This window comes from Chitinophaga sp., assembly GCF_017745275.1.
In the GTDB taxonomy this organism is placed as follows: domain Bacteria; phylum Bacteroidota; class Bacteroidia; order Chitinophagales; family Chitinophagaceae; genus Chitinophaga.
Genome location: NZ_JAGHZS010000005.1, coordinates 258419 through 272635 on the forward strand (window position 1 = coordinate 258419; position 14217 = coordinate 272635).

10 protein-coding genes are annotated in these 14217 nt (G+C 47.8%); 7 read left to right on the forward strand and 3 right to left on the reverse strand.

The window, feature by feature from the left end; translation table 11 throughout:
- The first annotated feature begins 32 nt into the window (after window positions 1-32).
- The gene (locus J7623_RS16080) at window positions 33-611 is read left to right on the forward strand and encodes an NADPH-dependent FMN reductase (RefSeq protein WP_291922118.1); all 579 of its coding nucleotides are present in this window, start codon (window positions 33-35) and stop codon (window positions 609-611) included.
- Window positions 612-673: 62 nt separating this feature from the next.
- Here the strand turns inward: J7623_RS16080 and J7623_RS16085 are convergent, their stop codons facing one another.
- Both J7623_RS16085 and J7623_RS16090 read right to left on the reverse strand, forming a co-directional pair.
- Window positions 674-1567: an alpha/beta hydrolase gene (locus J7623_RS16085; RefSeq protein WP_291922121.1), complete on the reverse strand. Its 894-nt coding sequence runs from the start codon at window positions 1565-1567 to the stop codon at window positions 674-676.
- Between the two features lie 66 nt (window positions 1568-1633).
- Window positions 1634-2545: an AraC family transcriptional regulator gene (locus J7623_RS16090; RefSeq protein WP_291922123.1), complete on the reverse strand. Its 912-nt coding sequence runs from the start codon at window positions 2543-2545 to the stop codon at window positions 1634-1636.
- Between the two features lie 129 nt (window positions 2546-2674).
- On the opposite strand from J7623_RS16090, the gene J7623_RS16095 reads away from it, so the two are divergent.
- Window positions 2675-4387 (forward strand): amidohydrolase family protein, encoded by a 1713-nt coding sequence (locus tag J7623_RS16095; protein ID WP_291922126.1) that lies wholly within the window; start codon window positions 2675-2677, stop codon window positions 4385-4387.
- Between the two features lie 146 nt (window positions 4388-4533).
- Here the strand turns inward: J7623_RS16095 and J7623_RS16100 are convergent, their stop codons facing one another.
- Window positions 4534-6495: a sialate O-acetylesterase gene (locus tag J7623_RS16100; RefSeq protein WP_291922128.1), complete on the reverse strand. Its 1962-nt coding sequence runs from the start codon at window positions 6493-6495 to the stop codon at window positions 4534-4536.
- Window positions 6496-6694: 199 nt separating this feature from the next.
- Here J7623_RS16100 and J7623_RS16105 point away from each other — a divergent pair, with 199 nt between their 5' ends.
- The 5 genes from J7623_RS16105 (at window position 6695) to J7623_RS16125 (ending at window position 14144) form a co-directional block, all read left to right on the forward strand.
- Complete coding sequence (locus J7623_RS16105) at window positions 6695-8944, forward strand: heavy metal translocating P-type ATPase (RefSeq protein ID WP_291922131.1); 2250 nt, start codon at window positions 6695-6697, stop codon at window positions 8942-8944.
- Window positions 8945-9045: 101 nt separating this feature from the next.
- Window positions 9046-9258, forward strand: coding sequence for a heavy-metal-associated domain-containing protein (locus tag J7623_RS16110; RefSeq protein WP_291922134.1), 213 nt, complete (start codon window positions 9046-9048; stop codon window positions 9256-9258).
- Window positions 9259-9299: 41 nt separating this feature from the next.
- Window positions 9300-9800, forward strand: a complete 501-nt coding sequence (locus tag J7623_RS16115; protein ID WP_291922137.1) for a DUF3347 domain-containing protein — start codon at window positions 9300-9302, stop codon at window positions 9798-9800.
- Window positions 9801-9819: 19 nt separating this feature from the next.
- The gene (locus J7623_RS16120; RefSeq protein ID WP_291922140.1) at window positions 9820-12024 is read left to right on the forward strand and encodes a multicopper oxidase domain-containing protein; all 2205 of its coding nucleotides are present in this window, start codon (window positions 9820-9822) and stop codon (window positions 12022-12024) included.
- 11 nt (window positions 12025-12035) lie between these two features.
- Window positions 12036-14144, forward strand: coding sequence for a copper-translocating P-type ATPase (locus tag J7623_RS16125; protein ID WP_291922142.1), 2109 nt, complete (start codon window positions 12036-12038; stop codon window positions 14142-14144).
- Window positions 14145-14217 lie beyond the last annotated feature (73 nt).

Below are 14217 nucleotides of genomic sequence, written 5' to 3' on the forward strand. Positions count from 1 at the left end.
ATATTTGAGCCCACTTAACCAGATCTCTCATCATGAGCAATAAAATAAAAGTATTGGCTATCTGCGGCAGTACCCGCGAGGTTTCCTCCAATCACCATCTCATCAAAGCTATTACTACTTTGAGTGCAGATATCTTCGACGTACAGCTATGGGATGGGTTGACGGGCTTACCACACTTCAACCCGGATTTGGATATGCTGCCGGAAAGTGCGCCGGAACCTGTGCAACAATTTCGCGAGCAACTGACGCGGGCGGATGCTGTGTTAATTTGTTCGCCGGAGTATGCTATTGGTGTGCCGGGTACATTAAAGAATGCGATCGACTGGACCGTTTCCTCTATGCACTTTTCCCGTAAACCGGTGGCATTGATTACCGCGGGGACTTCGGGATTTAAGGCGCATCAGTCGCTGCTGGGAACTTTACTCATTATAGAGTCCAAAATAGGAGAGCATGCGCAGATAGTTGTGCCAGGTGTAAAGCGGAAAGTGAATGATCAGGGAGTGATTACTGATCCTGAAACGGAAACGCAGGTACGAAAACTGATAGCAACGCTGGCCGCGGTGGTGGCGGAAGAAGAGGTGGTGTTATTACCGGCGCCATCGTTGTTTTAAATAATGATATAAAAAGAAGTAGCTGCCTCAAAAGGGGCAGCTATTTTTATTCGTGGGTGTCCTTAGAACCCGTTTTCTCTCAGCCAACTTTTGAACAGCTTAAACCATAGATCTTTGCTATTGGAATCTGTAAGGGCAAAGCCATGGTCGCCGGATTGCAGGATATGCATTTCTGCTTTCACTTTGTTTTGCAACAGCGCATTAAAAAAGGAAAGGGTGTTTTTAAGGGGAATGACGGTATCATCTGCGGCATGTACCATAAAGGTGGGCGGGGTAGCAGCGTTCACGTGTTGGTCGGTACTGTATAGGTGCAACAACTCCGGCGAGGGCTGTTTCCCGATCAGGTTTTCCCGGGTCCGGGGAATGGCGGGGTCATAAATGATAACCGGGTATAATAACGCTATAAAATCAGGACGAAGGGAAATATTTTCTTTGTTATCGATAACGATCCTGTTTTGCTGCGTTGCTTCCATTGATACAAGATGTCCGCCTGCGGAAAGTCCCATCATACCTACTTTAGCCGGGTTTATTCCCCATTCTGCGGCTCTCCTCCGCACCAGTTGAATGGCAGCCTGCGCATCCTGCAGGGGGCCGATAGATTTATTAACCATGAAGGTGTCGTTTGGCAGCCGATATTTCACAATAAAAGCGGTAATGCCTTCCAGGGTAAGCGCCCTGGCTATCTCTTCACATGCCGAAAGTGACAGGAGGCGGTAGCCTCCTCCCGGGAAAATAAGGATGGCGGTGCCGGTAGCTGTTTCTTTTTTGGGAAAGAAAGGAATGAGTGCGGGTTGTGTGATCCGGGTTACACAGTTATCGGCATCTGTTTGTTCTATGTAGTCCGCCGGGATGTTGCGGGCATTGGGCGCCTTGTTTTCGTAAAGAGGGATCTGCTGTGCGGTGGCTTGCTGCAGGCAGAGCAGAGATATGAATACCGGGATGAAAAGTTTGATCATGTGTGGCGGAATAAAGACCCAAAAGTAGGGATGTATGCACACGGGCACTGTGCTAAAATGCTCAATTTATCCGTTTGCCCTGAAAAAGGTGGGCTGTACGCCATAAGCGGCTCTGAATGCGCGGGCAAAGGCGCCTGCACTTTCAAATCCGCACATCCAGGCAATATCCTGTACGGGTTCGTTGGTGCGTTGCAGTAAGTGGGCGGCCTGTTGTAGCCGGATGTTGCTTAGATATCGGTAGGGGGTGGTATGAAAAACAGCTTTGAACTGCCGGACCAGTTGAGGCACCGATAAGCCGGACTGGGCGCCGATCTGGCTTAAATCAATCTGGTGGCCGGGTGTGGAATGTAATATATCCCTGGCTACGCATAATCGTTTGTATATTTCTTTCCGGGTACCTGCTTTAATGGCTTTTACCTGGTTGCTGGCAGTGATGTCCCCGCCATGCATTATGATCAGGTGGCGCAGGAAGAATACGAGATATTCGTCGGTCATGCTTTCTTCGTATCCGTTGGTGTTCAACATGGAAAGAAGACTGGAGTATTGCTGGTGTAATGCCGGTGTGATGGGGCGAAGCATCTGGAAAAATTCCGGCAGGCGGTGGGAGCTGGTGCCGGCGTTATCCAGCCAGTAAGCATCATCACGTTGTGTGTCGGAAAATACCGTGGCGGCAAACTCATTTTTGAAAAAGATGGATACACACTGCACGGTTTCTTTGCTGCGAATACGGGAAGAGTAGCGTTGCTCATTATTTAATACCAGGAACTGTCCCGGGTGAACAGTCAATTGGCGGCCCTCCACTCCATAAGTTTCTGTTCCGCTTAATACCGTTTTAATGGAAAGACAACCGACATGGTCTTCGCAATAGCTTTCACTGCTGGCGGCATTGAAGATGATATTGTGCCGGCGGAAGCTGTTAAAATGTTGTGCTTCATCAAAGCCGGGTTTAGTATGGTCTGGAAGATGAGTATAATACATAGTAAAAGATCGCTGGCAGATTAAAGTTATCACTTTTCGTCAACACTTTACCTTCCCCATGCCGCTGTCGGATGCTAAAATTGAGCATTTTGGCACATACGGGCTACACAGCCGGGTGTACTTTTAGGTATGATGAATCGCCTGATAATACTAATAGCTATTGCCTGCCTGCCAGCATCCATTCTTTTCGCGCAACAGGAGACCTGGATTACGAACGTGAACCTGGTAGATCCCGCCAGGAAGACCATACAGCCCAACATGACGGTGGTGGTCAAAAACAACCTCGTTACTGCCATCCATCGCAGCAAAGCACCGGGTAATGTAGCGGTAATTGATGCTGCCGGAAAATACCTCCTGCCAGGACTCACTGACGCCCACGTACATTTTTTTCAAAGCGGCGGATTGTATACCCGGCCGGATATGATTGATCTGCGCAGGATCAAACCCTATTCCGATGAAATAAAAGAGATACATGCCGGCCTCGGAGACCAGTTGCGCCGGTATATACAAAACGGTATCACCACGGTTTTTGATGTGGGCGCCACTTATCACCTGCTGAATCATATCAAAACCTTTACCGGGTCGAATGTAACGCCGGAGGTGCATATGGCAGGTCCTATCATTACTACGGGGTTGATACCTACGTATGATAGTTTGCAGGATGATACGCCCTTTATGCTGGCAGCTACTGCGGAAGATGGGCGCCGGTTGGTACAGGAGCAGTTAAAATACCATCCTGATCTCATCAAGCTCATCTTCCTGTTAGATGATCAACCAGCAGTATCGCATAAGCCGGTGGTTACTGCGGTTATTGAGGAAGCGCACCGTCACGGCTTACGGGTGGCAGTACATGCCGTAGGGAAGGAGCGGGCACAACTGGCGGTGGAAGCCGGCGCCAATTTCCTGGTGCATAGCGTGGAAAATGAGGAAATAGATGATGCATTTGTAGCCCTGCTCAAAAAGAAGAAAGTAGTCCTTTGCCCGACACTAACGATTGAAAGCGGCTATCAGTATACATTTGATCAATCCCGCAAATTTACTACCCATGAGTTGATCTATGCAGAACCCTTTGCACTGGGTAGCCTGTATGATCTGAAACAATTGCCCGACACGGTACTTGCACAACAATACAAATTAAAATCGTTGGCCCGTGCTGCCCCGAATGCGGCCAAAGTCAATATTCGTGCGAAGAATCTTAAAAAGCTGAGTGATGCAGGCGTAACCATTGTGAGTGGATCTGATGCCGGCAATATTGGCACCTTGCATGCTGTAAGCCTGCTGCCCGAGCTATTGGAAATGCAGCGAAGCGGCATGAATACCTGGCAGGTGTTACAGGCTGCTACCATTCATCCGGCGGCTATCCTGGACCGTTCCGGCTACACGGGTAATATCGGCGTAGGGCAGCCGGCGAATATGGTACTGCTCAATGGCGATCCGGTGGCGGATCTGCACCAGCTTGAACATATTCAACTGGTAGTTCGCAACGGACACGTGATAGCACCGGATACACTTATACATCAAAGTCCGGAGGCGCTGGTACAGCGACAACTGAACGCTTATAACAGCCGTAATATGGAAGCATTCCTGAACACCTATAGCGATGATGCAGCGCTGTATGATTTTCCGGGTAAACTGTTGCGCCATGGAAAAGAAGACCTGCGGAAGGCTTATTTCTTTTTTGACCTGGCCCGTTTATTACATTGTCGCATTGATAAGCGGATAGTGGAAGGGAATTTTGTGATTGATAAGGAGCATATCCTGGACGATCATGGTACAAGGGGCGGTACTGCGATATACCAGGTGGAAAATGGAAAAATCAGGAAAGTATTTTTTATTGAATAAATACCTATATGCTGTATAAAAAATGCCGTCTCAGTGAAAGCTGGGACGGCATTTACTTTTGGCCGGAATGTCTTTGCCGGTGACCGTGGGCGATAATTGTTTACCGCGCATGTATACGGAGGTATCTATCTCCCAAAAACATTACTTTATCTGCCAATCACGTACTTCACATTTTCGGTAATTCCTTTCCAGTTATCGGTGCGGAATGGTGCTGCCGGGAAACCTTCCTTGTTAAAGAGGTTATCTTCCAGGTTATCATCTGCCCAGCCATAACGTACTGCTACCGGGTTACTGACTTCTTCTGAGAATACAACTACCTTATCGCCTGTTACATAGGCTTTGGCATAGTGGAACTGCTGATCAGCGCCGGCTACTTCAAAGCCCCGGATATAGCCGTATTTGTCGTTTACAGTAAGGCCACCGCCTATGTTGGTAAAGCTGAGTGTTACTTTATTGCCATTGGTTTGCATGGACTGATACGTGGGGCCACTGTACACGTTATTTTCACCATAGGTATTGTGCAGGGCTACGGCTGCCAGTCTTTTTCCTACATCCTGTTTGTTCCTGGGGTGAATGTCTTTCGACTCGCCAATGTCCGTAATAACGGCCATGCCTGTATTAGGAACGTTTAGCGTCAGCGTTTGTGCTTCTCTTAACTCTGCCCAGGTGCTACCGCGCTGGCTGTTGCCGTTGGCCGCATTGAAGCTGGCCAGTTGTACAAAGTAGAAAGGAAATTCGCCCTGATGCCATAACCTGCGCCAGTCGTTGATGAGCAGTGGAAATGATTTGCGGTATTCATAAGCGCGGCCGGCATTGGTTTCTCCCTGGTACCAGATAGCGCCTTTGATGGCAAAAGGTAATATGGGATGGATCATGGCATTATACAGCAGCGAAGGATAGCTGTTGGGGCCTACACTCACATCGGGGATAAACGCAGACGCCATGCGATATGCCCAATCGCCCGCCAGCGACTGTTTACGGCCTGCGATATTTACATATATCTCGGATGCATCGCCGGTAAAACCGCCACCACCGCCGGTATCTTCTATTCTTACCGCAATGGTATTTTTACCGGCTTTTAATATACCGGCAGGAACCTGGTACAGGCGGGTAGCGTTGTACGCATTGGTGCCACCTACGCGGGTGCCATTGATATAGGCCACATCGTTGTCGTCGATAGTACCCAGGCTTAGTTCCGCGGGTTTGCCGGCATCGGCGGCAGCAATGTCGAAGCTGCGGCGGAACCAGATAACGCCGTCGAAGTCGCCGATCTGCTGGGTTTCCCAGGCACCGGGTACTTTCATCTTATCCCATGACTGATCAGCCACGTTTTCGGCCGACCAGCCTGCAGCGGTTGCAGCATCCGGCAGTTCACCCTGTTTGTTGACGATGATTTGATGAATACGTTTTTTATTGGCCACCGCAAAAGAGTCGATATTCAATACCGGCGCATTTTTTACGAACTCACTGAATATGTCGTTGTTGGCCATGCCTTCAGGGCTGATCCAGGTCTCCACCATGGAACCACCCCAGGAAGTATGTATAAGGCCAATAGGGACATGCAATTGCTCGTTGAGGGCTTTGGCAAAGAAATAACCAACGGCGGTAAAATCGCCTGTGTTTTCGGGGCTGGCGGCCTTCCAGGCGCCTGGCTTGACATCTGCCTTAGGCGTGGCCGAAATATCTTTGGGTAAATAGAAGTGACGGATATTGGGGTTTGCAGATGCCGCTTTCGCTTTGTCTGCGTCAATCACGCTGTTAACAGCGAATTCCATATTGGATTGGCCGCTGCACACCCATACATCTCCCATAAGGATATCGTGCAGGGTGATATTGTTCCGGCCTTGTACCGACAAATTATACGGACCGCCTGCTTTCTCCGCATTCAACAACACTTTCCACTGCCCGTTTTTGTCTGCTTTAACGGTTTTCGTTTGTCCGTTAAACTGGATGGTGACCTTTTCATTTTTATCTGCCCAGCCCCACACCGGGATGGGTTTGTCGCGCTGTAGTACCATGTTGTCGCCGAAGATATTGGAAAGGCGAACGTTGGCCCACCCAACGGAAGTAATCATAGTGGTGGCCAGTAACAAAACTGTTTTTTTCATGTTTGTGCTAATTGTCGTTATCAAGAGAAATGCGTGGAATCGCTATGCGGTTATAAATGTAAGGAAGCGTTTTTTTATTTTATAACTTTTATGATAAAGCCGTGGTCTGCTACGACTTAAAATTATATATAAATAACCCTGAATAGTGTAACAGTTTCCCTTCGCGTTGGAAGTAGCTTTGCATAAAATCGTTAGAAATATGTCAATCGCTATATCCGTGCAGCCTGCTGCACATAAGAAACAAGAGATAAAAGAATCTTACCCGGTATTGGAAATGACCTGTGCCGCCTGTGCCATCAGCGTGGAATCTATGCTGAAATCTGTTCCCGGCGTATCTGATGCCGGCGTGAACTTCGCCAACCAGCGCGCCTGGGTAGTATATGATCCTTCAGTAGTAACGCCGGAAGGCCTGCAGCGCAGCGTTCGCAGCGTTGGCTACGATTTGCTCATCAATAAAGAAAACCAGGAAGAAGAACAGGCAGCCGCACAGCAAAAGCATTACCAGCATATCAAACAAAGAACGATCTGGTCGGTGGTATTATCACTCCCGGTAGTCATCATCGGCATGTTTTTCATGGATATGCCTTATGGTAACTATATCATGATGGCCTTTGCCACACCGGTAGTGTTTTTCCTGGGACGTCACTTCTTTGTGAATGCGTGGAAACAAGCCAAATTCGGTAAAGCCAACATGGATACGCTGGTAGCGTTGAGTACCGGTATTGCCTGGTTGTTCAGTGCCTTCAATACCTTTTACCCTGAATTCTGGCACCAGCGCGGGTTGCATGCACACGTCTATTTTGAAGCAGCAGCGGTGGTTATTGCGTTTATATCTCTCGGAAAATTATTGGAAGAAAAAGCAAAATCCAATACTTCTTCTGCCATCAAAAAACTGATTGGCTTACAACCTAAAACCGTATTGCTGGTAGGCAGTGATGGTAATACCACCGAAATTCCTATTGCACAGGTACAGGTAAACGACCTGCTGCTGGTAAAACCCGGTGAAAAAATCCCGGTAGATGGAAAAGTAGCCAACGGCACTTCTTACGTAGATGAAAGCATGATCACCGGAGAACCGGTAGCTGTGGCTAAAAAGGCCGGAGAACCGGTGTTTGCAGGTACTATTAACCAGAAAGGCAGTTTTCAGTTCCATGCGGAGAAAGTGGGCGCCAACACGTTGCTGGCGCAAATTATCAAAATGGTACAGGAAGCACAGGGTAGTAAAGCACCGGTACAGAAACTGGTAGATAAAATTGCCGGCATATTTGTACCGGTAGTCATTGGTATTGCCATCTTAACCTTTGCTACCTGGATGATACTGGGAACAGATAATGCCTTTAGTCATGCATTGCTGACCGCTGTTACAGTATTGGTCATTGCTTGTCCCTGTGCATTGGGACTCGCTACCCCTACGGCTATCATGGTGGGAGTAGGTAAAGGCGCCGAAAATAATATCCTGATCCGTGATGCGGAAAGCCTGGAGCTGGCACATAAAGTAAATGCGCTGATACTGGATAAAACCGGTACCATCACCGAAGGTAAACCGGTAGTCACTGATATTATCTGGAATGCCGAAGGAGATACCGCGCAAAAAGTATTATATGCACTGGAGCGCCAGTCAGAGCATCCGCTGGCAGAAGCTGTAGTAGCACATTTACAGGAAAAGAATATTACACCGGTAGCATTGGATCATTTTGAAAGCATTACCGGCCAGGGGGTAGAAGCCCGCTACGGAGGCAGTACCTGGTACGTGGGTAACGCGAAGCTGATGGGTGCACATAAAGTACAACTCGATGCTGCTATTGTAGCAAAAGCTGCTGCACTGCAGGCCGCCGCTAACACCGTGGTGTATTTTGCAGTCGACAAACAACTGCTGGCCGTGATTGCCATCGCCGATAAAATCAAGGCTACCTCCAGGCAGGCTATTGAAACCCTGCAACGCAGCGGTATTGAAGTATACATGCTTACCGGCGATAATGCCCACACTGCAGCCGCAGTAGCCCAACAGGTAGGGATTAAACATTACAAAGCAGAAGTATTGCCTTCTTATAAAGCCGAATTTGTAAAAGAGTTACAGCAGGCCGGCAAAGTAGTAGCCATGGCGGGTGATGGTATCAACGACTCCCAGGCCCTGGCACAGGCAGATGTAAGCATCGCGATGGGTAAAGGATCTGATATTGCGATGGACGTTGCCAAAATGACCCTCATCACCTCAGATCTGAACAGCATTCCCCGGGCATTTAAATTATCCGGAAAAACTGTGAGCACGATTAAACAAAATCTCTTCTGGGCGTTTATATATAATGTCATCGGTATTCCCATTGCGGCGGGTGTATTATTCCCGGTCAACGGATTCCTGCTGGACCCAATGATTGCCGGTGCAGCCATGGCATTGAGTTCTGTGAGCGTGGTAAGTAACAGTTTACGTCTTAAAATGACCCAACTATAATTATATAAAAGGAATTATAAATTGTGTAACAATCCCCGGTTCCTTCCAACGTAATTTTACATCATCAAACAAACAATCATCTCGAAAAAAAATTAAATAAAATGGAAACAGTACAATTCAAAACCAATATAAAATGTTCAGGATGCATAGCAACGGTAACGCCTGTATTAAATGAACTGGCAGGCGCCGACAACTGGGAAGTAGACCTGAACAGCCCGGACAAAGTGCTCACCATCGCAAAAGATAACCTGGATAAAAGCGAAGTAAGAGTGGCCATAGAAAAAGCTGGTTATAAAGCAGAAGCATTATCATAATATCAACGCATCAATTCTTAAAAACAATAAAACGATATAACATGAAAAAGATATTACTGGCTGGAATGGTTTTAGTAGCCGGGTTTTTCCAACAGGGCAAAGCACAGGACAAAGCAGCTTCTTCTCAACTATCTCCTTTGTTAACACACTACTACCAACTGAAGGATGCATTGATTGGCAGCAATGCCACCGCCGCCGCTGCTGAAGCAGCAGAATTTGTAAAGGCAGCAGCCAGCGTAGATATGAAGGCGATGCCTGCGGCAGATCACAATGCTTACATGCCTTTATCCGATAAATTAGTAGCCGATGCCAAAGCCATTGCAGGTACTAAAGAAATCAGCAAACAACGGGAGTATTTTAAAACACTTTCAGATAATATTTATACACTGGCGAAAGCAGTATCCTTATCTGCCGCACCAGTATACCAGGAATATTGCCCCATGAAAAAAGCCTATTGGCTCAGCAGCAGCAACGCCATTAAAAATCCTTACTTCGGTAACCAGATGCTGACCTGCGGTAAAGTAAGCGATACCATTAAGTAGCAGTATTTTAATTTCGACTATGAGAGCACTATTCCTGTATATAACTTTTATGAGCCTGTGTGGTATGGTTGCTGCACAGGCTTCTTTTAACCAGGCTCCTAAAGTAGTTCGCTACGACCTGTATGTAGGAGATACCATGGTGAACTACTCCGGGAAAACCAAACATGCGCTGGCCATCAACGGCGCCATCCCCGGCACTACCATGCATTTCACCGAAGGCGATACCGCAGAAATTTATGTACACAATACCCTGAAAGAAGAAACCTCCATCCACTGGCACGGACTTATTTTACCTAATCAATACGACGGAGTATCTTACCTTACCACCAGCCCGGTAAAAGCAGGTGAAACACATCTCTACCGGTTCCCACTTGTACAACACGGCACCTACTGGTATCACAGCCATACCATGTTCCAGGAACAAAGTGGCATGTACGGCGCTATTGTTATCCATAAAAGAAATGAAACTAACGCAAAAGAATATACGTTATTGTTGAGCGACTGGACCGATATGCACCCGCATACGGTAAACCGCTACCTGCATAACGCGAACGACTGGTTCGCCATCAAGAAAGGATCTGTACAGAGCTATGCAGAAGCGGCAAAGCACAAACATTTTTCTACCAAAGTGACCAACGAATGGAAACGCATGAATGCCATGGATGTAAGCGATGTATACTACGAACGCTTTTTGTCCAATGGTCAATCCGCCGCTACCGCGCCTCAATTCAAAGCGGGCGACAAAGTACGCTTGCGGATTATTAACGGTAGCTCTTCTACTTATTTCTGGTTGCACTATGCCGGCGGCAAAATTAGCGTGGTAGCCAACGACGGCGCCGACGTAGAGCCGGTAGAAGTAGATCGCCTGTTGGTAGGGGTTTCAGAAACATATGATGTAGTAGTAACCATCCCCGAAAATATGCAGTACGAGTTCATGGCCACTGCAGAAGATCGCACCGGCAGCACTTCCCTCTGGCTGGGTGAAGGTATGAAAATGCCGGCCAAACCCCTGCCACGGCTGAAGTACTTCGAAGGGATGAAGATGATGAACGACATGATGAAAATGAACGGCGACCTGGATACCAGCGATGGTATGCAGATGGCCAACCAGCAGATGGATATGAACACCGTGATGTATCCTGAAATTACCGGTGGTGAAACCGCAGCTCCTATGCAACACGACATGGGCAATATGCACATGGATAGCACCGCTGGCGATATTGTAACGCTGAACTATGGTATGTTAAAGGCGCCGGAAAAAACCACGCTGCCTGAAGGCCCCATGAAAGTACTCCACTTCGAACTAACAGGTAATATGAACCGTTATGTATGGAGTATTGATAATAAAACAGTTTCCGAAACAGATAAGATCTTAATTAAGAAAGGAGAAAATGTAAGAATCGTGCTGTACAACAACACGATGATGCGCCACCCGATGCACCTGCATGGACACTTCTTCCGGGTGTTGAACGGACAGGGAGAATATTCCCCGCTGAAAACCGTGCTGGACATCATGCCCATGGAAACCGACACCATTGAGTTTGCTGCCACAGAGAGCGGCGACTGGTTCTTTCACTGTCACATTTTATACCACATGATGAGTGGCATGGGACGTGTATTCAGTTATGAAAATTCACCGCCTAACCCGGAAGTGCCGCACCCTGCAATGGCATATCGCATGTTAAAGAAAGATGACCGTATGTTGCATACCATGGCGAGGGTAGGACTGGAAAGTACCGGCAGCGATGGCGAAATCATGGTGGCCAATACCCGCTATCGTTTATCTACCGAGTGGCGGCTGGGATTAAACGATCATCATGGCTATGAAAGCGAGAGCCATTTCGGACGGTACATTGGTAAAATGCAGTGGCTGTTTCCTTATATCGGCTGGGATGTGCGTTACCGCAAAATGGAAGAATCCGAGAAAAATTTATTCGGACAAAAGAATACCAAAGATTTCAGACAGGTATTTCATGTGGGATTGGAATATACTTTGCCGATGCTGATAGTGGCAGATGCTTCTGTAGATACTGACGGCCGCCTGCGCTTTCAGTTGATGCGGGATGATGTGCCGGTAACAAAACGGCTAAGGTTTAGTTTCATGGTGAACACCGATAAGGAATACATGGCCGGTTTCCGGTACATTGTTACCAGGAACTTTGCTTTTTCAACACATTACGATAGTGACATGGGACTTGGCGCGGGGATTACATTAAGCTATTAAAATTAAGAGAAATGGATCATCAACATGAGCATGAGCATCAGCACGGGCACCAGCATCAACCAGCGCCTGAACATCAACCAGCATCTGAGCATCATTCGCATGGCGACATGCAAAAAGCGCCGGATCATTCCGGGCACCAGCATGGTGCTGCGCCTGGCAGCCATGGCGGACACCACGATCATCACGCGATGATGATTGCCGATTTCAGAAAACGTTTTTATGTAGTGTTATTACTCACCGTACCCGTAATGCTGTTATCAAAAATGATTCAGCAATGGTTAGGTATTTCTATAAATTTTACGGGAGATAAGTACCTGTTACTGGCACTCTCTTCTGCAGTTTTTGTATATGGCGGCTGGCCCTTTTTAAAGGGCTGGTACGACGAAATGAAAGCCTGGGAGCCTGGCATGATGACGCTGATAGGGTTTGCCATCACCGTGGCCTATATCTATAGTGTGGCTACTGTAGTGGGTTTGTCAGGTATGGATTTCTTCTGGGAGTTAACAACCCTGATTCTCATTATGTTGTTAGGGCACTGGATTGAAATGAAATCGGTGGCAGGCGCTTCCAGGGAACTGGAGCTGCTGGTACAACTGATGCCGGACAATGCCCACCTGGTGCATGGCGATCATATCATGGATGTACAAACAGCTTCCCTGAAAGCGGGTGATATCATCTTAATCAAGCCAGGCGAAAAAGTAGCCGCCGATGGCGTGGTGACGGAAGGAGAAACCTACCTGAATGAAAGCATGCTGACGGGGGAATCCAAACCGGTACAGAAGCAGGCCCGCGACAAAGTGATTGCGGGATCTGTGAACGGTAACGGGGCAATTAAAGTATCCGTAACCCATGGATCAGCCGATTCTTATTTATCGCAGGTAGTGAAGCTGGTGCAGGATGCCCAGCAATCCAAATCCAAAACGCAACTGCTGGCAGACAAAGCGGCGCGCTGGCTGACCCTTATTGCGATCCTGGCCGGAGTAGCTACTTTCTTATATTGGTGGATGAGTGGCAGGGATATTTCCTTTGCTATTGAACGGATGGTAACGGTGATTGTGATTTGTTGTCCGCATGCGCTGGGATTGGCAGTACCATTGGTCATCGCCAAATCCACCGCGTTATCTGCCAGGCATGGATTGCTCATTAAGAACCGCACTGATTTTGAAAATTCCCGCAATATTACCACCATCGTATTTGATAAAACAGGCACCCTGACCGTAGGTCGTTTTGAAGTGGTACGTTTCAACACCTTGCAGGCCGGTTTAACGAAAGAAACCATGCTGTCGTTGGCAGCAGCACTGGAAGGCAGCTCCGAGCATCCGATTGCAACGGGCATTGTGGACAAAGCGAAGGCCCTGCAATTGTCATTGCCTGTGGCAGAGAACATTACGGCCATTACCGGTAAAGGTATTACCGGGAAAGTAGGTGGAAAAGAAGTGAAGGTGGTGAGCCCGGGCTTTATTGAAGAGCAATTCAAAGGGCAAAACACCAGTGCTGATATCGCTTCCGGGGAGACCGTGGTATACGTGGTGGTTGATAACGCGGTGGCGGGATTTATTGCGCTGGCGGACCAGATCCGGCCGGAATCTGCCGGAGCCATTGCTACCCTGAAAGAAAACAACATTAAAACCGTATTGCTTACAGGTGATAATCGTAAGGTGGCGGAAAGTGTGAGCAAAACGTTGGGGATGGACAGTTTTTTCGCGGAAGTATTGCCTCATGAAAAGTTGGATAAAATAAATGAGTTGCAGCGGCAAGGTGAATTTGTGGCGATGACCGGAGATGGTATCAACGATGCGCCGGCGCTGGCCAAAGCGGATGTGGGGATTGCCATTGGCAGCGGAAGTGATGTAGCGGCCGAAACAGCCGGTATTGTGCTGGTAAACAGCAATCCGCAGGACGTTGTGAACCTGATTTTATTTGGGAAAGCTACCTGGCGTAAGATGATGCAGAACCTGATCTGGGCAACCGGTTATAACGTAGTAGCGTTGCCACTGGCGGCCGGGGTGTTATATGAACAGGGTATTTTACTGAGCCCGGCGGCAGGGGCGGTATTGATGACGGTGAGCACTGTAGTGGTGGCAATTAATGCCAGCCTCTTAAAAGTGAAAGGCAGGTAAAAACGTAAATATTGCGTAATATTGTAGTGGATTTAAATCATGTGATAGTATTTTAGTTGACAACTGTTATTTT

Bases quoted from the DNA above. Each gene is read 5' to 3' on its own strand.
- J7623_RS16080 (WP_291922118.1), top strand. From the start codon at position 33: ATGAGCAATAAAATAAAAGTATTGGCTATCTGCGGCAGTACCCGCGAG.
- J7623_RS16085 (WP_291922121.1), bottom strand. From the start codon at position 1,567: ATGATCAAACTTTTCATCCCGGTATTCATATCTCTGCTCTGCCTGCAG.
- J7623_RS16090 (WP_291922123.1), bottom strand. From the start codon at position 2,545: ATGTATTATACTCATCTTCCAGACCATACTAAACCCGGCTTTGATGAA.
- J7623_RS16095 (WP_291922126.1), top strand. From the start codon at position 2,675: ATGATGAATCGCCTGATAATACTAATAGCTATTGCCTGCCTGCCAGCA.
- J7623_RS16100 (WP_291922128.1), bottom strand. From the start codon at position 6,495: ATGAAAAAAACAGTTTTGTTACTGGCCACCACTATGATTACTTCCGTT.
- J7623_RS16105 (WP_291922131.1), top strand. From the start codon at position 6,695: ATGTCAATCGCTATATCCGTGCAGCCTGCTGCACATAAGAAACAAGAG.
- J7623_RS16110 (WP_291922134.1), top strand. From the start codon at position 9,046: ATGGAAACAGTACAATTCAAAACCAATATAAAATGTTCAGGATGCATA.
- J7623_RS16115 (WP_291922137.1), top strand. From the start codon at position 9,300: ATGAAAAAGATATTACTGGCTGGAATGGTTTTAGTAGCCGGGTTTTTC.
- J7623_RS16120 (WP_291922140.1), top strand. From the start codon at position 9,820: ATGAGAGCACTATTCCTGTATATAACTTTTATGAGCCTGTGTGGTATG.
- J7623_RS16125 (WP_291922142.1), top strand. From the start codon at position 12,036: ATGGATCATCAACATGAGCATGAGCATCAGCACGGGCACCAGCATCAA.